The organism is Alcaligenes sp. RM2, from assembly GCF_052931795.1.
Window position 1 is genome coordinate 157,916 of the sequence record NZ_JBRFIO010000001.1, and the last position, 18,970, is coordinate 176,885.

The window sequence follows — 18,970 nt, forward strand, 5'->3', positions numbered from 1 at the left end:
AAAGCCCATGTCGGCATTCGAGTTCAGAACCACCCCCGCTATTTATGTTGAAAGCGGAGCCGCTGCCCGGCTCGGTCAGATCCTGCGCAAGCGCTACTCGCAAGAGCGCGTTTGTCTGGTGACTGACCGTTTCCTGCACGAAAGCGGCTTGCTGGATCCTGCCCTGGCTGATCTGAAAGCCAACGGCTGGACCGTGCAAGTGATTGACGATGTTATTGCCGATCCTCCAGAGCACATTGTTTTGCAGGCAACGGAGCGCGCTCGCCAGGCCAAAACGGAAATCGTTGTTGGCCTGGGTGGCGGTTCGTCCATGGACGTGGCCAAATTGCTGGCCGTCCTGCTGGCGTCAGACCAGCCCCTGCAAGAGATGTACGGCATTGATAATGTGCGCGGCTCGCGCCTGCCCTTGGTGCAGATCCCGACCACGGCGGGAACAGGCTCGGAAGTGACGCCTATTTCCATCGTGACCACCGGCGAAACCACCAAATCCGGTGTGGTGGCGCCCGAGCTGTACGCTGATCTGGCCATTCTGGACTCGCAACTGACATTGGGCTTGCCACCGCGCATCACTGCGGCGACGGGTATCGACGCCATGGTGCACGCCATCGAGGCCTACACCAGCCGTATTCTGAAAAACCCGCTGTCGGACAATCTGGCCAAACAGGCCCTGCGTCTGATTGGCAGCAAGCTGGTGCACGTTTGTCGCAACGGCCAGGATGCCGAGGCTCGCCAGGACATCCTGCTGGGTGCCACGCTGGCTGGTCAGGCTTTTGCGAACGCTCCCGTGGGTGCCGTACACGCATTGGCTTACCCGATCGGCGGTATTTTCCACGTGCCACATGGCTTGTCGAACTCGCTGGTGCTGCCCCACGTTCTGCGCTTCAACGCTCCGGCCGCCGCTCCGCTGTATGCCGAACTGGCGGAAGTGCTGATCCCCGGCATCCAGGGTGATGAGGCCTCCAAGACCGAAGCCTTCATCAACTTCATGGAACAGATCGCCATTGATACCGGCATCGAGCGTCAACTGCGCGAAGTCGGCATCAAGGAAAGCGACCTGCGCCGTATGGCCCAGGAAGCCATGAAACAAACCCGTCTGCTGGGTAACAACCCCCGCGACGTGACTGAAGACGACGCCTTCGCTATTTACAGCGCCGCGTTCTGATAGACCGCTAACAGCGGAAACCTTTTTGCCTGAGTCTGGTGCTGTGCCGGCTCAGGTTTTTTTTTCGTCTGCTCAATGGGGGGCTGCAACGACGCTAATAGAGATAGGGAAGAGAAATAGGAATGGGGAGTTAAGTTTCTTGATGGCGCGAGTTCCGTTTTATGCGGCAGGGCAGCGGTGCCGCGTCTGCCTGATGCGTGTCAGAACGAGCGATAAGGACGTAGCTGAGGCTAGGCTGTTTGCTTGTACAGGTCGGTTTTTGGGTTATCAAGGTTATGCTATTATTAATCATCATAAATAACCTTCAAGGAGTCTATCCATGAGCGTCCTGGTAAGTAGTCCCAGCGTCTCGACCCTGGTGGGTACGCCCAAAGAGGTTAAGGTAAGTTTGGGCAAATCCAAGGCAGAACAAGTGCTGGTGCTGGCTTTCGATCACATCAAACCGGCCGCCTTCAAGGCTTTGGCAGAGAACTTCACCAATGTGGCCTCGTCCATGTTCGAGGTCTTGCAAGAGCGTCAGGACAAGGAGTCGCTGGAGCGCCTGGCCGAAGTGCTGGTGCCGCGCACGCCCCCATCGCCCCGTTTGTTGAAAGAAGCTGCCATGCTGGTGCAGGCCCGCAAGGCCGTACTGGAAAGCGGGGACTGGCTCAGTGCCGCAGAAGTGGCGCAACTGGCAGGATTGAGCACACGCAATCCCAGTGCCCAGCCCAACAAGTGGAAGAAGCAGGGGCAGATTTTTGCCATCAATCATGGTGGTGTGGATTATTTCCCCGGCTACGGTCTGGACCCGGACACCAGTTTTCGTCCCGCCAAACCCTTGGCGCAAGTGCTCGACATTCTGGCCGGGCATAAAGACAGCTGGGGCATGGCCTACTGGTTCATGTCCACCAACAGCTTCTTGGGTGGCAAGCGCCCGCAGGACTTGTTGATTTCTGCGCCGGAAAAGGTCATCGCCGCTGCGCAAGATGAAGTGCAAGCCGTGACTCATGGCTAAGCCTGCGGCTCTGGATAAAAAGCACATCCCGGCGGAGGGGGTATCGGTAATCCCCGTTCCGGACGGTGAGCTGCGCTTGACCTTGATGGACTGGCCCAAAGGGCAGTTACTGCATCGCGTTCATCAAGATAAATATTTGGCGACTCAGTTCAATCCGGGCATGCAGGGCAATGCGCGTTTCAGTCCGATTCAGGATGAGCAGGGCAAGCCGATTCCCACCTTGTACGGTGGCACCAGCCGCGATTGCGCCATGATGGAGACTGTCTTTCATGACGTTCCGCACGCCGCAGGCTTTAAAAGCTATGACAAGAAAAAGTTGTTGGGGCAGGTGCATTCCACCGTGCTGCTGAACGCGCCTTTGGTGTTAGTGGATCTGGCCAGCGTTTCGCTAAGGAAGCTGGGTGTGACACGCAAGCAACTGATCGACACTGAAAAAGATCAATATCCGGCAACCCGCCTGTGGGCTGCCGCGATTTATCAGCAATGCCCCCAAGCCCAAGGCTTGTGCTGGGTGTCCCGGCAGGACGATTCGGCGCGAGCTGTGATGCTCTTTGGGAATCGCATCGTCAAAAGCGTCTTGAAAGCCCAGGGCCCATCGCAGAGCTTGAGCGAAGATCCGGTTAGCTACGATGCCGTGCTGGATCTGGCCGAACGGATTGGGGTGGTGATCGTTCCAGGTAGTGCCTAAGTAATCGATATCTTCAGGCCTAACGTCTGCTTACAAGAGCGGCTCTATCCGGTACTGAGAGACGGCTCTTCACCGTACTAAACTAGCCCAGTTTTGCAGGGCATAGTCTGGGCTTTCCTTTTATGGCCTGATGTCGTCAGCAATGGTGCTTTCCATATGCTGTCATTGTTGAATCGACTGCTTTTTACTCACCATGATTGCGATCTCATTTTCTTCCTTACAAAACCGGCGGACGCTGACCTTGTGTTTGGCCGGTGCAGTGCTGGGCCTGCTTGAATGGGTGGCCTTCAGCAATCTGATGATGGCGCCCGCGCCGCGTGAGCATATCTGGGTGTCCTTGCTGTTGGCGGTGGGAATCTTTGGGGTGGCGTCTTTCACCTTGCTGATGCACGTCGCTGTGCGCAAGGCCTTGCTGGTGTCCCTGGGGCTGGGAGTGGCCAGCGCGGCGCTGATCTTGCAGGCGCAAGGGGGATATGCTGAGGTCGCCCTTTTTTGGCGGGCCCCGCAGATGTGGGTGGCAATGGGGCTGCTGGCGACTATTACTCTGCCATTTCTTGCCATTCTGGTAGAGCGTCCACGCGATTGGGCTGATTACCGTCGCCTGTTCGAGCTGAGTTGGTCCATGGTGTGTTCCTGGGCCGTCGCATTGTTCTTCTGCGGCCTGGCCTGGGGCGTGCTGATGGCGTGCCATATGTTGCTCAGCTTTGTCGGCATCACCCTGTTAGGGGATGTTCTGCTGGAACCCACGGTTGCGGCTGTGGTGTCTGGTGCTTTGGTGGGAGCCGGTCTGGCTCTGGCCTCGGACTCGGATGGTGGCTATCTGTCCCCCATTCTGTTGCTGAAACTGCTGCGTTTGCTGACCCCTGTTTTGCTGGTGGTGATGGTGGTGTTCATCGTCGCCTTGCCCTGGCGTACGGGTGAGGGCTTGCCACTGGCCGCCCTGTGCGTGGCGGCTGTTCTGGGGGCGTCGACTCTGGTGTCTTCTGTTGTTGCGGACGAGGATACGAATGCCAGCGCAAACCCTTTATTGCGCGCCTCGGCCCGTTTACTGGGTTTTGTCATGCCCGTGCTGGCAGGCGTTGCCTTGTGGGCGATAGGGGAGCGAGTTGCTCAATATGGTTGGACCCCAATTCGTGTTCTGGTAACGACGGCAGCGCTGGTGGCGGCGGGCTATGGTTTGAGCTACTTCTGGGCTTCCTGCCACCCTCAAAACTGGATGGCGCGAGTACGTCGCTCCAATGTGGGGATGGCGTTGGCCCTGATAGTGCTGGCCATTATCTGGCTGCTTCGCATCGGCTCTCCCGAAGCGATCTCGGCGGCTTCGCAAGTGGCCCGGCTGGAGGCCGGCACGCTAAGCGCGGATGAGTTCCCGGATACGGAAATGAGAATGTATTGGGGACTGCCAGGGCAAAAGGCCGTGGACTATGTGGTTGAGAAGAACTTGCTGGTCGGGAAGTCCGAGGATAAACCTGAGGAGGCTGTGCCGGATCAAGAGCTCGAAGTCTGGGACATCGGTGAGGACAAGGCGCGGCAGATGCTCTTGGGCTCTTTGCCCAGCTCTCCGGCTGACCATCCTTTACGTCAGTCCTTTATCGAAACCTATCCAGGTTGGGACATCGCCTATCTGGCCAAGGCTTGCGAGACTCGAACTCAGGGTAACCACGCCGGTTGCTTGCTGGTATTTGTGGATTTGTTGCCGGGCGAAGCGGGAGACGAAGCGGTTGTTCTGTCGGTCAACAACCCCATGAATAATGGTGCTGTCTTTGTGCAGACCGCTAATGGGGAATGGGAGAAGGCGACCGCTTTCACGCCCGGTTTGTCGCCGGATAATATGGGCGCCGTCATTGATGGCATTCACGCCAAGGGAGCGGTCATTGAGCCCGCGCCTTTCAGTGTCTTGAAGTTGCCGGACGGCGGCTTTATAGGTGCAGCTCAGCGCCCTTGAGGGCAGGGCGCTGATAGAGCGATCAGTGGTGATGCCTTTGGTTTGAAGGCATCACGGCTGGGCCGCAAGTCGCAGAGCAGGCTTCAAGGAGGCGGCCAGCATCTGCCCGTGGTTCAAGTCGCTGAAGTTTTCGTAGCTGACGTTCAGCCCTGCATCCTGTAAATGCTTGGCCATATCCTGTGCGGACCATTGAGCCGCAGCATTGCTCATGGAGGTACTGCGGCGCTGCCCGCCCACCATGATGGCAATGCGCTTGTCCTTGGCCAGCGTTGTATCAAAAGCCTGAGCCGTCTTGACCAGAATCCCGTCATACCACCACAGGGAGGGATCGCCCGCCACGTAGCGCTGGTACAGATCAGGATGGGTGAACAGGGTGTGCAAGGCGAACAGGCCGCCGTAAGAGTGGCCCCACAGGGTCTGGCGGGAGCGATCAATAGGCTCGCGTTCTTCCACGGCAGGCTTGATGTGGGTTTCTATATAGTCCAGAAAAATATCTGCACCGCCGCCTGAACGGCCCCGTACTTCCACAGGTTTGCTGACGCCGTTTTCCGTAACGGGAGGCGTGTAGTCGAAGGCGCGGGCAATCACATCGTGGCGCGCTTCGGTGTCGTAGCCAATGGCAACCAGGACCGGGGCAGACAAGGCGCTGATGGCTTTCAGGTCGTCCACATCAATACTGGCCATGGCGGCATTGCCATCCACCATATAAATCACCGGATGACCGCGTGCGGGGGCGGGACGGTTGGGCGTGCCTATCTGTATTTTGTAGTGCCGCTTGCTGTCTTCCGAGGACATGATCAGCGTCTCGAAGCGGTACAGGCTTTGTTGCTGGCCTACGATGGAGGGGCCGGCTGCCTCGTTCCAGGGGCGCTGGGTTTGTTGGGCGTGGGAGGGAAGTGTGAACGCCAGGCAGAGCGTGGCGGCACTGATCAGAAAGCGGGGCAGGGAGGTCATTATCAAAGTGTAGGGCGATAAGGTGAGTTGATAATGATTATTATTACATCCCGCGGCCTCTGTAGTGACGAATCAATTTATACAGCTGGTAAGCCGCGATGCTGCTAAAGAACAAAGCGGGGACAGACCAGACTGCTCCCCCACTGATCAGGTTATTACCTTCAGGCCCATAGCAGCTTGAAGAAGCGGCTTGAATGCAGTCGCGATACTGGTAATAGCGTTCGTAAAATAGCCACCAGAAAAAGAGAGCAGCGATGGTATGGATTATAAATTTCATGCTGGTTCAGCGTACAGAGACAGGCTTGCCTGCCAGTCTATCCCGATAGCGCAGGTTTCATGACGGCAAGGGTAGAAATATAAAGCCGCCATATAATTGAGAATGTGTGCTATTCTCATGTGGCCTATTTCACCCTTTCCTGCCATCCGCGCCATTAAAGAATTATTTGCGGGCCTGGCTCGGGCTGCTTGCTCCCACACTCCTATGATCAGATTTACGGTATCGGACTTTGACCGACTCGGTAGTCCGACGGGTTTTCGCTATTGCTTGCCGGATTACAACGGTCCCAAGCAGGACATGGAGCAGGTTTGTATTGCCGAAGGGCGCGTGCAGGAATACGAGGTCCGGCCCGGCATGAAGATGGTGCTTTCAGACATCATCACTCACCACCAATACCAGGCGACCTCTTTGGCCGCGCCGCAGTTCTCGGCCATTGTCATGTTGCAGGGTCGGGCGCAGACTCAGCTCGCCAGCCAGAAAACGGTCAGCATGATGGCTCAAAGTGGGGCCACCATTGCACATGCGGACGCGGTGGCCATGACAGGAACTCATCCTGCTGGGCAGCGTCTGCGTGGCTTGAACATCACTTTACATACGCCTGACAGCTTGGCTGACTCACCCTTGGGAGAGATGCTGGCCAACGTCATGGGTTCTTCGCGGATACGATTGCAACGCTGGGCGGTGCCCCCGCATTTGTTGAGCGCGATCGATCAGTTGATAGACAGTCCCTGGCAGGGCACCTTGCACAATCTGTTGCTGGAGGGGGTCAGCTTGCAAGTGCTGGCTCATGCGCTGGATGGCCTGGCCCGAGAAACAGAAAAAGATTCCCCCGTCTCCGCGCGCGACCGGCAATTGCTCGAACGTGTCAGAGAGCGCCTCTACCATTCGCCTGGCGAGGACTACACCTTGGCAGATCTGGCCAAACTGGCCTGCATGAGTCCCAGCACTTTGCGGGTGAAGTTTCAGGCGGTCTATCAATGCTCGGTATTTGGCTGGCTGCGTGAGCGCAGGCTGGAACTGGCGCGAGAGTATCTGGCACAAGGCTGGAGCGTACAGCAGGCAGCGCACTATGTAGGCTATCGCCATGCCACCAACTTCGCCACGGCATTCCGTGAGCGCTATGGCATCTCACCTAGCGAATTGAACTAGGCTGTCCCGTCATTGCCCAAAGCTCTTCAAGCGTTGCGCATTCCCCGACGGTGCTTGCATCGCTCATGCTGAAAGACCCTGCCCCTTGTGGGCTGCTTCTTTTTGTATGTGACTGTGCCGCCCTTCCTGCTTCCTCCGTATCCCTTGATGGTCTTGATGTTGGGCCTGCTCGCCTGCGTGGCACCGGCCACCATTGATGCCTATTTACCTGCATTCAGCGCTCTGGAACAGGAATTCAATGTGCCGCCACACAGCGTGCAGCAGACCCTGGGTGTGTATATGTCTGCGTATGCGGCCATGTTGCTCTTGCACGGTACCTTCTCCGATGCCTGGGGACGCAAGCCAGTGGTGCTGGTTTCCTTGCTGGTTTATGTGGCAGGTTCTGTGATGGTGGCTGTAGCGCCCAGCTTCTCGTTCTTGTTGGCGGGCCGTGTCCTGCAAGGTTTGTCCGCCGGAGCTGGCTTGGTCATCGGGCAGGCCATGGTGCGTGATTGCTATCAGGGGCAGCAGGCGCAGCGCACATTTTCTTATATCGTGCTGGTGTTCAATGTCTCGCCCGCGCTGGCGCCGATTGTGGGCGGGCAGTTGATCGCCCATCTGGGCTGGCGCTCCGTGTTCTGGATGCTGGCCGTATTGGCCGCGCTGGCGGCTTGTCTGTGCGCGCTGCGCCTGCCAGAGACCTTGCCGACGTCCAGACGTCAGCCTTTGGTCTGGGCGCAGTTGCGGGTCGAGCTATGGCTTTTGCTGTGCAATATCCCTTTTATGGGGATGAGCCTGGCTTTGAGCTTGTTGATCGGTGCGCAGGCATTTTTGATTGGTGCCGCGCCTGATTTCATCACCCATACCTTGAAGCTGCCCGAGACCGCGTTTGCTGCCTTGTTCGTGCCCTTGGTGATTGGGGCCAGCGCGGGAGCCTTGGCCTCGGCCCAGCTCGCTCGCCGTTGGGAAGCGCGCAAGCTGATTACTTGTGCCTATGGCTTGATGCTGGGGAGCTGCCTGGCCTATGTCGCCTACCTGGCACGTGCTGCAGAACCCGCGTTGCTGTGGGCGGTCGGGTTGCCGGCATTCTTTGCCGCCGGGCTGGCCATGCTGTTTCCGGTGATGACCATGCAGGTCTTGGCGCAGGTTCCCGCACGCGCAGGGCTGGCGGCTTCCTTGCTGGGGTTTTGTCAGATGGCTACCTTTTCCCTGGTCAGTGGCTGGTGCGTACCTTGGGTTTACGGGCAGCCTGTGCGCATGGCGGCCGCGATGCTGTTGGCCGTAGTTGCCAGTCTTGTCGCTTGGCTTTGGCTGCAAAAGCGTGCAGATCGGGCCGTGTCATAGGCAGGACTGATGTTTGGCATAGCGTTTTTGCGTTTGTGAATACATCGCTCTCAAGCATGAAGATGATAATTGTTCGCATCTAAAACCTTTGCTGAGATCCACCTTCATGTTTGCCGTTTCTTCCAGCTCTGCTCGCCTGCGAGTGCGTTTGCTGACACCTCTTACTCGCTCCGCCATGCTGCTGGCGGCCGCGGGCAGCCCAGCCTGGGCACAGGACAAGGCTCCTGATCAATCCCCCGTGGAGCTGTCCACAATTACGATCAAAGGCAATCGAGATCCGGGGGTGACCGAAACCAGCCAGTCCTACACCACCAAGGCAATGAGCACAGCCACGGGTTTGTCACTGTCCATTCGTGAAACACCGCAATCGGTCAGCGTGGTGACCCGCCAGATGATGGAAGACCGCGGTATGCAGACAACGGCTGATGCCTTGCAAAGCGCGCCGGGTATTTCCGTGACGCGTAGCGATACCAACCGTTATTCCTTTTCCTCGCGTGGCTTTGGTATCGATAACTATCAGTTTGATGGCTGGACCCAGCCTGTGCTCTCGCCCTGGGCTTTTGGTGAAAGCAATCTGGACCTGGTGGTGTTTGATCGGGTTGAAGTGGTGCGCGGTGCGACAGGTTTGATGACGGGGGCGGGCAGCCCCTCGGCCTCGGTCAACTATGTACGCAAGCGTCCCTTGCGTGATTTTGCAGCATCGGGGGGCGTGAACGTAGGCAGCTGGGACTTTGCCCGTGGTTATGCCGATGTTTCCACACCCATTACCGAAGATGGCCGTATTCGCGGGCGTATTGTGGGGGCTTATGGCAAGGCCAATAGCTACACCAGTTTGCAGGACACCAAGACGCGCACCTTGTATGGCGTGATTACGGCTGACCTGATGCCCGGCATGGAATTGACTGGTGGAGTGGCCTATCAGTCCAGCTCGAACAATGGCTTTGGCAGTGGTTTTCCGCTGTTCTATAGCGATGGTTCGCGTACAGACTTCAAGCGCTCTGTTTCCAACAATACGGACTGGTCGCGCATCGAGAATGACACCACCACGGGCTTTCTGGATTTGAGCCATCAGTTTGCCAATGACTTGAAGCTGCGCCTGACTTATAACCAGTCGCACACCGATGCATCCATGAAGCAGATTTTCCGGGGCGGCTACCCGGATCGGGAAACCGGCTTGGGTACTGCCAACTCCTATTCCTATTACAAGGGGGATGTGCGTCGCAAGGCATTCAATGCCTCTTTGTCCGGCCCCTTCGAGCTGTTCGGTAAAGAGCATGAGTTCTCTGCGGGCTGGATGATGTCCCAGGACCGCGTCTCCTTCCCGCAGTATCGCGCCCTGGCACCTTTGCCGGATGCGGGCAGTTTTTATCAGCCGGGCCGCGTGCCCGAACCCGTGTGGTCAGGCGAGCCCTCCCAGGCGGATGACATGAACAACAGACAGTCTGGTGCCTATGCCGTAGGGCGTTTTTCCTTGATGGATAATCTGCGCTTGATGGTAGGTGGACGCTTGAGTAACTGGGAGACGGACCAGACCTACTTTGGTGCCAAACGCCAGTATCGCAACCGCAATGAGTTCATCCCTTATGCCGGCCTGATCTACGACTTTGACGACACCTACACGGCTTACGCCAGCTATACGGAAATCTTCAAACCGCAGAACGCCCGCAACGAACAGGGTGATCTTCTGGCTCCCATCACGGGTAAAAGCTACGAACTGGGCTTGAAGGCCGCCTGGCTGGATGGCCGCTTGAATGGGGCGGTATCCGTGTTCCAGACCCGCCAGGACAATCTTGCCGAAGCCACTGGCAATAATGTGATCGGCGCGCCGCCCAATACCCCCGCCTATCGCCCCGTGTCAGGAGCCAAGGTAGAAGGTATCGAACTGGAGCTGGGCGGGGAGTTGATGCCCGGTTGGAACCTGGCCAGCAGCTTGACGACCTTCACGGCCAAGGATGCACAAGGCAAACCCATCAACACCAGCAAGCCGCGTACTTTGTTCAAGCTCTACACCACCTATCGTTTGCAGGGCGATTGGCAAGGGCTGACAGTGGGTGGTGGTATCGACTGGCAAAACCGCATGTACCAGGATGCGACCGCACCGGGCCGTAAAGTGGTCAAGGTAGAGCAGGGCAGCTATGCCATCGTCAACCTGATGGCGCGCTATGACTTCAACAAGCGCATGTCCGCCACGCTGAACGTGAATAACCTGTTCGACAAGAAGTACTACTCGCAGATCGGGTTTTATAACCAGGGCTGGTATGGGGCGCCCCAGAACGTGATGCTGTCCTTGCGGGCGCAGTATTAAGAGAGAAAGGTGCAGGCAGTAGAGCCTGATGCAAAAGCCTGCTTGCCATCGCCAAGCAGGCTTTTTTATTGGAAGCGGATAGGTTGCTTGCTGTATCTCGGACACCGAGATCTTGTCGCCCTTGAGCTACAAGTACAGCGCTGTCGGTCTGCTTTGAGGCCTGCGGGCTACAAAATCAGGACACCAAAGCCAATAAATCAGTCACCCCAATATCGACACCTGCCTGATACAACAAGGTGCTGGCCTGACCGCGATGGTGAGTCTGGTGATTAAAAAAGTGCGTCACTAAAAGCGCAAAATCCTTCTCCATACTCTGGCCCGCCATATTGCTGTAGCGTAGCGTTTGGCCCAGTTGCTCCGGTGTCAGCGTGGCGGCCCAATCAATAATGATCCGGTCCAGCTTGTGACGGTACTGATTCAGTTCTGCCAAGGTGTCGAACAACTGCTGGTCCAGTGCATGTGGCTTGGTAAACACCTCGATTTCTTCGCGCAAGACGTGGGCATCAGGATGCTGGGCAAAGCGCTGCAGCCAGACGGTGTCTCCCACAGCAATGTGCATCATGGTCTTGAACAGCGAACCGAAGAAAGCCCCGCGTTCCTGATGCAAGTCCTGCGCTGAAAGGCTCGCCGCCGCATCGTAAAGACGGCGGTTCATCTGGCTGTTGTAATCAGCCATTCGGATTGCAGTTTGAGGTGTCATGGGGGCTGTGTCAGGGGCTGGAGTATCGTGATTATTTCTTCAAACAGGCAGCAGGAGCAAGACGGAATCTTGTCTTTGCCTGTCCTGACTTGCCCCAATGTCAAAGCGCTTGACCTGCAGATAGGTAGTCAGCTACATTTCAGCCGTGGTGATTATTTGGTGACGCGATGTTTGAACTCAAGGACCTTCCCAGTTACGACACATTGGTAACGCTGGGAGCCGAGTACAGCAATCCGGATGTGGATGGCTTGCATACCTGGTTGATCTGGGCTTCTGCCACCAGCGAGATGTTATCTGCGTTTGAGGCCAATCTTGATCGGACAAGCGGTTTGTCTCAGACCCAGTTCTTTGTTCTGATTTTGCTGAAACGCAATCCAGAGGGCTTGAGCATTGGTGTGCTGGCCGACGGGGTGTCGGTCACCTCACAAACCATGACACGCATTATTGATCGCATGGAAGCAGCAGGCCTGTGTGATCGGGAGCAGCACCCACAGGATCGTCGTGCCTGGGTGGTTCGATTGACCGAGCACGGGGCACAGGTGCTGGGCCAAGCCTTGCCAGCGCATTATGTGTGGGTTGCCAAGCTGATGAGCCATTTCGATGAATCAGAGCGGGAGATGCTGATTCGATTGATGTTCAAGATTAAGCAGGAAGGCGTGTTGCCCAAGACAAACGGCGGATAGTTGTCTGCCGTTTTTTTTAAACAGATATGTAGCTTACTGTATAACAGCCAGGAACATTAAAGATGAATGTATCCGCACATGAAGAGGGATCTGTAGGTACGGGCCTGCGGGCATTGATGGTGATCTGTGCCTTGTCCGTCGTCTCTTTGCTTTATCTGCCTTTGCCGGTGCTTGCCGTCCTGGAGCAATCCTACGGGGTGGGTGCAACAGGCATGGTCAGCAGTTTTGGGTTTGCCTACGCCTTGGGTTTTCTGATTTTTGGACCGCTGTCGGATCGCTTGGGGCGCTGCAAGGTCATGGTTGGCGGCTTGCTGGCTTTGGCCGGACTGACTGCTTTGCTGGCGGTGGTGCAGTCACCTGCCGCCATTGTTGTTGGCCGGCTGTGTCAGGGGCTGGCTGCTTCTTCATTTCCTCCGGTGGCGATTGCCTATCTGGCAGAGCGGGGCAGTCCACGACAGAGGATGTGGAGTGTTGCCTGGATGAGCACCGCCTTTTTGTCGGCAGGCCTGCTGGGGCAAATATATGGCGGCTTGATTGCCGGTCGTTGGGGGCTAGGAGCGGCTTTCTTGCCCTTGAGTGGCATTTTCATGCTGACGGCATGGCGCTTATGGCGCAGAGCGGCTGATGAGATGGAGTCGCAGGGCCTGCACGGTTTTCTGCGCAATTACCGATCGGTGGGCCGACTGCTGGCCAACCCCGGATTGCTGCGTGTCTATGTGCCGGCCTTCTTTCTGCTGCTGTGCTTTGTTGCCTTTTATATGACGCTTGATAGCAAGCTGGCTGCGCAGTTCACACAGTTGGGCCTGTCTCCCATGATGACGCGCGCTCTGGTTGCCCCTGCCTTTTTGATGCCTTTATTGGTGGCGCTGGTCATGCCCAGAATGGGGCCTGAGCGAGTACTGAGCGCTGGCCTGGTGTGTGCTGCCACCGGCCTGGCACTCAGTGCGTTAGCCGGACAGGCCCATCCTTTGGGACTGCTTGGAGCCAGTTTCATCTTTGTGGCTGGGATTGGTATCAGTGTGCCGAGCCTGATCGCTCGAGTAGCCGGGCTAAGCGAATTGTCAGTACGAGGTTTGGCGGTATCGCTTTACACCTTTGTGCTGTTCATCGGCGCAAGCCTGGGGCCTTGGGTGGCTCAGCAGATTGCGGCCTGGCCTTTGGAGGATACGTATTTATTGCTGGCTGGCTTGCTGGCAGGGTGTGCGATCTATGCCCTTAGTGGATTAAGGCGCAGTGAGCTGCTCGTTAACAAGCAATAAGAAGAAAGGCAGCTATCACGGAAAGATGAGAAGGGCTCAGTTAATAAGTGCCTTTGCAAAACATCAGCGTCAAGAATTTTTAAGGGAGAGTAGAAAAATGGAAGTACTTATTGTTGTTCCGAAGGGCTTTGACCGATTTGCTCAGAATGAAAATTTATTGCTGTATGAGCGTCTGATGAAGCTGTTGCATGACGAGTCTCCTGAGCGCGGACCGTTGGCTGGCCGGCAGTTGATCGCTGGCCAGGGTTTGAGTCAGGAGCAGGTCAGTCATGCCTGGTTTGTAGGTATCAGTAAAGGCCTGCTTCAGGAGTTCAAGCATTGGCACACATGGCGAGGGAAGCGCCTGGCTGCCAAGCCCCTGGTACATAAGCATCGCCCGGAAAACACACTGATCTCTGTACCTGAAGTTGCGCAAGATGGTGGCTTTATTGCGGACTTGATGCTGGATGATCGGAACGAGCTGATGCTGGACCATCTGACTGGACAGCATGTGCAGGGAATGGTGCTGACAGAGGCGTGCCGTCAGATGTTTTTGGCGGTAACAGAGCGGTTTTGCCTGGAGGACTACCAAGCACCCAAGCGCTACTTTGTGATCAACACGATGACGATGCGGTTTCAGGCGTTTGCGTTTCCTTTGCCCGCTCAAATCCGCTATCACGTTCTGGAGCAGAAAAAGCTCAGGGCGGATCGGGTCTGGTTTCATGCTGACATGAATATTTATCAGGGCGGTGCAGTCGTTGCAGGTATGGAAGTCAAGTTCACGGTCTTTGATGATGTGCTGATTACTCAGAAGGAAAACCAGTTGGCCGCCAGTGTTGTCCAGCAGTATGTCAATGAGTTGGGCATGCTCAATGCCCAGAGCGATGTCACGGATGATGTCTCTGCCTTTCTATCGAATCAGGCAACGGCTTCTTGCCCAGAGCAAGCCTTGCTGTAGAGCGATTACGGTTTTTTGAAAGATCGTCGACCAGGATTTTGTCCTGGTCGAACTTAAGGAAAGGCAGGGGATGGGAACAATTCAATTTGCATTTTTTGATGTTGATGAAACTCTCATCAACATGAAAAGCATGTTCAGTTTTCGCAATTACTACTGGTGCAAAACGCTTGGACAAGAGGGCGGTGAGGCTGCTAGTCAAGAAGCTGAGCGGCGAATGCGTGGACAGATTGCCGATGGTACATCCAGAGACGAAATTAATCGCTTGTTCTGGCATGTGTTCAAGGGCTGCAGACAAACTGATTTACAAGCAGCGATAGCAGACTGGCATCAGCAAATGCGCCAGCAAGAGAACTACTACATTCAGCCAGCCATCCAGGCTTTGCGGGAGCATCAGCGCAATGGCGTTCAGCCTGTGTTTGTATCTGGCTCCAGTTGCGACATTCTGCAGCCCCTGGCTCGAGATCTGGACGTGCGCTATGTGCTGGCTAATCAGTTGGAGATTCTCGCGGGCAATTACACCGGTGAAATCATGGGAATACAGACCATTGGCGAAGGGAAGCGGCGAGCCGTTCAACGGTTTCTGGAGCGTCAGGCAGGATGCGCTGCGGATTGTTATGGGTACGGCGATCACATTTCTGATCTGCCCATGCTGGAACTTGTCGGTTTTCCGCGGGTGATAGCAGGAGACCCGAATTTGATGGGCATAGCACAAGAGCGTGGCTGGCCCATCTTGAATCAGTATTCCTTGTGATGAGGTAGGGATTATGTCGATACGTCTTATTGCGTTTAGTCGTTTGCTGATCCTGGGTGGCTTGGCTATGTGGTTGTCGATTGCCGTCATTAACAACGTCACGGATTCCGGGACTAATCGTTTACTGCTGAGCCATACGCTTTCTATGGATTTGGTGATGGCGGAGGAGCTGCTGGGTGCAGGCTTGTTGTGGAGGGCTTGGTCGGCGCAGTGGGCTCCGGTGGTTTTATATGTGGTGGCTGCTGTCCAGCTGACTTGTGCCATCTTGCTGTGGTGGGCCGCCCTCTCTTATGCAAAGGCTTTTTGGGTGCAAAAGGCTTGTGTTCTTTTACGTGCTCGCAATCGCGCGGTACTGGCTTTGAGCCTGTTTGTTTTTTTGTGGTTGTTTTTCATCTGCGGCGGTTTGTGGTTTGGGTATTGGCTCAAGCAGGGGCCAGTCCAGATGGTGCACTTTAGCTTGATCGTGATTGGCTTATGCGCTCTGAATTATGTTCAGACGCAAGCTGTAGAGCAAGGCCGCGCGCTCTAGCTCTTTAGACCTGTCTTGGTTTTACGGCCTTGAGTTACCAGCTGGAAAACTTGGCCGTTTTTCTGAAAGCTGATTTTGAGAACGTGCCCATGAAGTTCGTTTTCTCTAGCGTGATGCTTTCTTTTCACAGGAGTCCGCCTTATGCGAGTCCATCTTTCTTTGCCATCCTTGTTTGCCGCTTTGATGATGCAAACGGCCTGGGTTTTTCCTGCTCAGGCTCAACAGAATGTCCTTTCCATTTCGGAGAATGCCATGAGCACGCTTGCCAGCCCTTCTATTGATGCCTTTATTCCGGAAACCCATGCCCAGGTCATGAGCCGTCAGGTCAGTGCGGATGGTGAGGCCGTTGTGTTGACGCGCTATGAGCGCAAGGACGGACGTAATGCCGGTCTGGAAGGCGAGCACTTTAGTTCGGTAATTGCGCCGTCAGGTCGCCTTAAAGGTTTTGCCAATATCTCTCTGGACCTGGTGGGCCGTCCTTTGCCAGACAGCCAGCGCAGTGAGGAAATCGCACGTGCGTTCCTGCAGCAGTATGCTCCTGACTTGTTGCCTCGCATGGAAATTCATTGGATCGACAAGCATGACGAGCCGATTCGTGTGGAGCGTAATGGCCGTATGGAGACGGTCACCTTGACCGGGATGAAGGTGAAGGCTCGCAATCTGGAGGATCGTCTGTGGTTCTGGGTGATTGTGGGCCCGGATGAGCAACCTATGATCTTTGAACGTGACATCACATGGATTACCTTTCCCGGGCATAGGCAAACTGAAAAATGGCTGCATGACAGCTGGCTGAAGAAGCAGCCCAAGGAGAGTTCGAGTGGTTCCAAAGTGGGCTAAGGGCCTGCGCGGTGGGATCTGAATAGAACAGGGCGCGACTGCTTGCGGTCGCGTCTTTTTCGTTGGAGTACGTTTTTTTTGCAATAAAGGCAGACAGCCAGCCCCGGACTTTTCCTGCGTGCCTTGGCAGGCTTTATTTCATATATGGAATATCGTTTCTTACAGCTTTTTTAGCTTGATGCCTTTTTAAGCGGACAAAACTGTCCGTATAATTTCGGAATGAAAAACCGGAATTTACCTAATCGTTCTGATGCCTTGGAACGCCGGGAACTGTTGCTGGATGCGGCTAACACGGTCTTTAGCAAGTGTGGTGTCACGGCCCCTTTGGATCAGGTTGTGTCGCAGGCAGGGGTAGGACGGGCGACGCTCTATCGCAATTTCCCTGATCGGGCTGCCTTGATGGAGGCGTTGCTGATACGGGCAGCAGACCGGATTGAAGAGCGCTTCTTAAGCAAGCGCAAAGGCAATGCCCAGGACTTCAAGGTCTTGATGCAGGTGCTGGCAGGGTTCGCGCTGGAGTCGGCTCCCATGTCGGATTACTGGAAGGCGATTGACCCCAATCACCCCACCATTGTGGGGGTGCGCGCACGTTTGGTTGATCTGGCGCGCGAACCCTTGGCAATGGGGCAGGCCGCCGGGCAGTGCAACCCGGCCTTGCAGCCCACGGACATTCCCTTGTTGATTGGCATGCTGGCTGCCAGCTTGCGGGGGCGCACGGACAAGGAAAGGCTACTGTTCGTAAAACGCTCGCTGAAGTTCTTGTGTGAAGGCGTGTTGTTGCAGGTGGACCGTAATGCTCCCGATTGGGAGCCTGAATGAGTCAGTACATCAAGCCGCATCCACATTGGGAGGAGCATGAAAAGCCCTTCATGCCGGGCTCGCCATCGGCACCTCATCATGAATCGCATATCCGTATGGCTTATGGTCTGGTTGCGATTCTGGTTGGTTTGACAGGTGGTTTGGGTAATGCCCTGGTGTCGGTGAATTTGCCGACGCTGCAAGGGGAGCTGGGGTTGACGCCCTCCGAGGCAGCCTGGTTGCCCGCAGCCTATGCCATGGTCAATATCACCGCCAATTTGCTGGTGTTCAAGTTCAGGCAGCAATATGGCATGCGCCTGTTTGCCGAGATAGGCCTGGGTTTGTATGCCGTTCTGGCCTTGCTGCATCTATCCATTAATAGTGCTGAATCGCTGATTTTTCTGCGTGGTGCCAGCGGGTTTTCTGGTGCGGCGGCTAGCACCCTGGGCGTCTTGTACATGCTGCAAGCTTTCCCCAGACGCCTGCTAGGTAAGGCTTTGGTGCTGGGAGTGAGTATCACGCAAATGGCGACGCCCTTGGCCTGGGTGCTGTCGCCGTCCTTGATAGAGCTGGGGAATTGGCACGGCCTGTATAGCTTTGAGGCGGGCATGGCCTTGTGCTCCTTTGCGGCAGTAGTGCTGTTGAAGTTGCCCCCCGGCTATCAGATCAAGGCGTTTGAAAAACTGGACTTCCTGGCTTTTGCCTTGTTTGCTCCGGCTGCCGGTTTGCTGATCGCATTCTTGACGCAAGGCTATATCCGCTGGTGGTTCAACGACACAAGCCTGGCCTGGATGGCGATGGCGTCCTTGTTCCTGTTCACCGTCTGTTCGTTTCTGGAATATCACCGCGTCAATCCTTTGCTGAAAGTGCGGTGGTTGGCGCAGGGTTCCACCATTTACTTTGCCGTCGGGGCCATGATTTTGCGCTTCATCACGACCGAGCAGAACTACGGCATGGTTAATATGCTGCGCAGTTTGGGCATGGGCTCGGAGCAGATGCAGCCTTTGTTCTGGGTGGTGTTTGTGGGCATTGTGTGCGGCATTGTGCTCAGCGCCATCACCTTTGGGCCCAAGACGATTCTGGTACAGGTGTTTGCCGCGATTTTGCTGATTGGCGTGTCCAGCTTCATGGATTTTGGGCGTACCAGCCTGGACCGCCCACAGGACTTTTTCTATAGCCAATTCGTGCTGTCCATTGGCGCGGGCATGTTCATGGGACCCTTGGTGATGATTGGCTTCAAGCAAGCCTTCAAGTATGGCCCTGACCATATCGTGACTTTTATTGTGCTGCTCAACGTCACTCAGACTTTGGGCGGATTGATGGGCACCGCGACCTTGAGCACGTTTCAGCAGCAGCGCCAGCAGCATCATTACGCGGCCATTGTCAGCCATGTGAATGTGGCTGAGCCTTTGGTGGCCAATCGTCTGAAACAGCAGCAACAGGCTGTAGGGCCAACGGTGACCGATCCGATGTTGAGGGCGGCGACGGGCACGGCTCAGTTGGCACAGATTGCCCGCCGCGAGGCCAGCGTTCGGGCTTACAACGATGTTTTTCTGTTGATTGGCATTCTGGCGACGGGCTTTCTGTTGTGGCCCGTGTTGCTGGCCGCTGGCCCCGCAATTCAGTCCAGACGAGCGCAAGCCGCTGCTGGCACTTCTTCGAATTCTTAAACCTGGTCC

Annotated in this window: 17 protein-coding genes; 15 read left to right on the forward strand and 2 right to left on the reverse strand. The window is 55.9% G+C overall.

Features of this window, described 5'->3' with window-relative positions:
- The first annotated feature begins 7 nt into the window (after positions 1-7).
- The 4 genes from ACU6HM_RS00700 to ACU6HM_RS00715 all read left to right on the forward strand — a co-directional run bounded on the left by ACU6HM_RS00700 (position 8) and on the right by ACU6HM_RS00715 (position 4,789).
- Positions 8-1,162 carry an iron-containing alcohol dehydrogenase gene (locus ACU6HM_RS00700; RefSeq protein ID WP_021446920.1) on the forward strand — a complete coding sequence of 385 codons (1,155 nt, stop codon included), beginning with the start codon at positions 8-10 and terminating at the stop codon, positions 1,160-1,162.
- Between the two features lie 319 nt (positions 1,163-1,481).
- The gene (locus ACU6HM_RS00705) at positions 1,482-2,156 is read left to right on the forward strand and encodes a hypothetical protein (protein WP_254498933.1); all 675 of its coding nucleotides are present in this window, start codon (positions 1,482-1,484) and stop codon (positions 2,154-2,156) included.
- Complete coding sequence (locus ACU6HM_RS00710) at positions 2,149-2,844, forward strand: RES family NAD+ phosphorylase (protein WP_009459224.1); 696 nt, start codon at positions 2,149-2,151, stop codon at positions 2,842-2,844. The genes ACU6HM_RS00705 and ACU6HM_RS00710 overlap by 8 nt, the downstream gene beginning before the upstream one ends.
- Before the next feature lie 193 nt (positions 2,845-3,037).
- The gene (locus ACU6HM_RS00715) at positions 3,038-4,789 is read left to right on the forward strand and encodes a DUF4153 domain-containing protein (RefSeq protein WP_446763237.1); all 1,752 of its coding nucleotides are present in this window, start codon (positions 3,038-3,040) and stop codon (positions 4,787-4,789) included.
- A 51-nt stretch (positions 4,790-4,840) separates the two neighbouring features.
- Here the strand turns inward: ACU6HM_RS00715 and ACU6HM_RS00720 are convergent, their stop codons facing one another.
- Complete coding sequence (locus tag ACU6HM_RS00720) at positions 4,841-5,743, reverse strand: alpha/beta hydrolase (protein ID WP_446763238.1); 903 nt, start codon at positions 5,741-5,743, stop codon at positions 4,841-4,843.
- Between the two features lie 481 nt (positions 5,744-6,224).
- Between ACU6HM_RS00720 and ACU6HM_RS00725 the strand changes: the two genes are divergently transcribed.
- The 3 genes from ACU6HM_RS00725 (at position 6,225) to fauA (ending at position 10,797) form a co-directional block, all read left to right on the forward strand.
- Positions 6,225-7,169 carry a helix-turn-helix transcriptional regulator gene (locus ACU6HM_RS00725; protein WP_239054538.1) on the forward strand — a complete coding sequence of 315 codons (945 nt, stop codon included), beginning with the start codon at positions 6,225-6,227 and terminating at the stop codon, positions 7,167-7,169.
- Positions 7,170-7,316: 147 nt separating this feature from the next.
- Entirely contained in the window at positions 7,317-8,492 is a 1,176-nt protein-coding gene (locus ACU6HM_RS00730) for a Bcr/CflA family efflux MFS transporter (RefSeq protein WP_446763554.1), read from the forward strand.
- A gap of 106 nt (positions 8,493-8,598) precedes the next feature.
- A complete protein-coding gene (gene fauA / locus ACU6HM_RS00735) occupies positions 8,599-10,797 on the forward strand; it encodes a TonB-dependent alcaligin siderophore receptor FauA (RefSeq protein WP_336971207.1) in 2,199 nt (732 codons plus the stop codon).
- Positions 10,798-10,972: 175 nt separating this feature from the next.
- Here fauA and ACU6HM_RS00740 read toward each other — a convergent pair whose 3' ends face one another.
- Positions 10,973-11,473, reverse strand: coding sequence for a DinB family protein (locus ACU6HM_RS00740; protein ID WP_446763239.1), 501 nt, complete (start codon positions 11,471-11,473; stop codon positions 10,973-10,975).
- Positions 11,474-11,664: 191 nt separating this feature from the next.
- Between ACU6HM_RS00740 and ACU6HM_RS00745 the strand changes: the two genes are divergently transcribed.
- From ACU6HM_RS00745 to ACU6HM_RS00780, 8 genes are all read left to right on the forward strand, one after another.
- Positions 11,665-12,180 (forward strand): MarR family winged helix-turn-helix transcriptional regulator, encoded by a 516-nt coding sequence (locus ACU6HM_RS00745; RefSeq protein WP_009459754.1) that lies wholly within the window; start codon positions 11,665-11,667, stop codon positions 12,178-12,180.
- Between the two features lie 62 nt (positions 12,181-12,242).
- Complete coding sequence (locus tag ACU6HM_RS00750; RefSeq protein WP_446763240.1) at positions 12,243-13,439, forward strand: MFS transporter; 1,197 nt, start codon at positions 12,243-12,245, stop codon at positions 13,437-13,439.
- 97 nt (positions 13,440-13,536) lie between these two features.
- Positions 13,537-14,376, forward strand: a complete 840-nt coding sequence (locus ACU6HM_RS00755) for an AfsA-related hotdog domain-containing protein (protein ID WP_009459752.1) — start codon at positions 13,537-13,539, stop codon at positions 14,374-14,376.
- A gap of 70 nt (positions 14,377-14,446) precedes the next feature.
- Positions 14,447-15,127 (forward strand): HAD family hydrolase, encoded by a 681-nt coding sequence (locus tag ACU6HM_RS00760; RefSeq protein ID WP_009459750.1) that lies wholly within the window; start codon positions 14,447-14,449, stop codon positions 15,125-15,127.
- Positions 15,128-15,140: 13 nt separating this feature from the next.
- Complete coding sequence (locus ACU6HM_RS00765; protein WP_009459748.1) at positions 15,141-15,656, forward strand: DUF2165 family protein; 516 nt, start codon at positions 15,141-15,143, stop codon at positions 15,654-15,656.
- 141 nt (positions 15,657-15,797) lie between these two features.
- The gene (locus ACU6HM_RS00770) at positions 15,798-16,493 is read left to right on the forward strand and encodes a hypothetical protein (protein WP_009459746.1); all 696 of its coding nucleotides are present in this window, start codon (positions 15,798-15,800) and stop codon (positions 16,491-16,493) included.
- Positions 16,494-16,712: 219 nt separating this feature from the next.
- Entirely contained in the window at positions 16,713-17,312 is a 600-nt protein-coding gene (locus ACU6HM_RS00775) for a TetR/AcrR family transcriptional regulator (protein ID WP_009459745.1), read from the forward strand.
- On the forward strand, positions 17,309-18,961 hold the full coding sequence (locus tag ACU6HM_RS00780) for an MFS transporter (RefSeq protein ID WP_009459744.1): 1,653 nt from the start codon (positions 17,309-17,311) through the stop codon (positions 18,959-18,961). Before ACU6HM_RS00775 ends, ACU6HM_RS00780 begins: the two co-directional genes overlap by 4 nt.
- Positions 18,962-18,970 lie beyond the last annotated feature (9 nt).

Coding starts and splice junctions, on each gene's coding strand:
- ACU6HM_RS00700 (WP_021446920.1), top strand. CDS start 8: ATGTCGGCATTCGAGTTCAGAACCACCCCCGCTATTTATGTTGAAAGC.
- ACU6HM_RS00705 (WP_254498933.1), top strand. CDS start 1,482: ATGAGCGTCCTGGTAAGTAGTCCCAGCGTCTCGACCCTGGTGGGTACG.
- ACU6HM_RS00710 (WP_009459224.1), top strand. CDS start 2,149: ATGGCTAAGCCTGCGGCTCTGGATAAAAAGCACATCCCGGCGGAGGGG.
- ACU6HM_RS00715 (WP_446763237.1), top strand. CDS start 3,038: ATGATTGCGATCTCATTTTCTTCCTTACAAAACCGGCGGACGCTGACC.
- ACU6HM_RS00720 (WP_446763238.1), bottom strand. CDS start 5,743: ATGACCTCCCTGCCCCGCTTTCTGATCAGTGCCGCCACGCTCTGCCTG.
- ACU6HM_RS00725 (WP_239054538.1), top strand. CDS start 6,225: ATGATCAGATTTACGGTATCGGACTTTGACCGACTCGGTAGTCCGACG.
- ACU6HM_RS00730 (WP_446763554.1), top strand. CDS start 7,317: ATGGTCTTGATGTTGGGCCTGCTCGCCTGCGTGGCACCGGCCACCATT.
- fauA (WP_336971207.1), top strand. CDS start 8,599: ATGTTTGCCGTTTCTTCCAGCTCTGCTCGCCTGCGAGTGCGTTTGCTG.
- ACU6HM_RS00740 (WP_446763239.1), bottom strand. CDS start 11,473: ATGGCTGATTACAACAGCCAGATGAACCGCCGTCTTTACGATGCGGCG.
- ACU6HM_RS00745 (WP_009459754.1), top strand. CDS start 11,665: ATGTTTGAACTCAAGGACCTTCCCAGTTACGACACATTGGTAACGCTG.
- ACU6HM_RS00750 (WP_446763240.1), top strand. CDS start 12,243: ATGAATGTATCCGCACATGAAGAGGGATCTGTAGGTACGGGCCTGCGG.
- ACU6HM_RS00755 (WP_009459752.1), top strand. CDS start 13,537: ATGGAAGTACTTATTGTTGTTCCGAAGGGCTTTGACCGATTTGCTCAG.
- ACU6HM_RS00760 (WP_009459750.1), top strand. CDS start 14,447: ATGGGAACAATTCAATTTGCATTTTTTGATGTTGATGAAACTCTCATC.
- ACU6HM_RS00765 (WP_009459748.1), top strand. CDS start 15,141: ATGTCGATACGTCTTATTGCGTTTAGTCGTTTGCTGATCCTGGGTGGC.
- ACU6HM_RS00770 (WP_009459746.1), top strand. CDS start 15,798: ATGCGAGTCCATCTTTCTTTGCCATCCTTGTTTGCCGCTTTGATGATG.
- ACU6HM_RS00775 (WP_009459745.1), top strand. CDS start 16,713: ATGAAAAACCGGAATTTACCTAATCGTTCTGATGCCTTGGAACGCCGG.
- ACU6HM_RS00780 (WP_009459744.1), top strand. CDS start 17,309: ATGAGTCAGTACATCAAGCCGCATCCACATTGGGAGGAGCATGAAAAG.